This window comes from Photobacterium makurazakiensis (assembly GCF_050336715.1).
In the GTDB taxonomy this organism is placed as follows: domain Bacteria; phylum Pseudomonadota; class Gammaproteobacteria; order Enterobacterales; family Vibrionaceae; genus Photobacterium; species Photobacterium makurazakiensis.
In genome coordinates, this window is sequence record NZ_JAKJSJ010000148.1 from 1 (window position 1) to 766 (window position 766).

Genomic DNA, 766 nt, shown 5'->3' on the forward strand with positions numbered 1-766 from the left:
TGTTAAGGCTAGGGGGTCATCCCGACTTACCAACCCTTTGCAAACTCCGAATACCAGTAAGTACTATCCGGGAGACACACGGCGGGTGCTAACGTCCGTCGTGGAGAGGGAAACAACCCAGACCGCCAGCTAAGGTCCCAAAGTTATAGCTAAGTGGGAAACGATGTGGGAAGGCTCAGACAGCCAGGATGTTGGCTTAGAAGCAGCCATCATTTAAAGAAAGCGTAATAGCTCACTGGTCGAGTCGGCCTGCGCGGAAGATTTAACGGGGCTAAGCTATACACCGAAGCTGCGGCAATRTGMCTTGTKCAYATTGGGTAGGGGAGCGTTCTGTAAGCCGTTGAAGGTGWRTCGTAAGGYWTGCTGGAGGTATCAGAAGTGCGAATGCTGACATGAGTAACGATAAAGGGAGTGAAAAACTCCCTCGCCGGAAGATCAAGGGTTCCTGTCCAACGTTAATCGGGGCAGGGTGAGTCGACCCCTAAGGCGAGGCCGAAAGGCGTAGTCGATGGGAAACGGGTTAATATTCCCGTACTGCTTRYAACTGCGATGGGGGGACGGAGAAGGCTAGGTGGGCTTGGCGACGGTTGTCCAAGTTCAAGGGTGTAGGCTGTAATCTTAGGCAAATCCGGGATTACACTAGGCTGAGACCCGATGTCGAGTCACTACGGTGATGAAGTCATTGATGCCATGCTTCCGGGAAAAGCCTCTAAGCGATAGGTTGTAAGCAATCGTACCCCAAACCGACACAGGTGATCAGGTAGAG

General features: G+C 52.5%; 1 rRNA gene. It reads left to right on the forward strand.

The annotated features are described in order from the left end of the window. Positions 1–766, forward strand: a 23S ribosomal RNA gene (locus L4D09_RS28810); the annotation flags it as partial.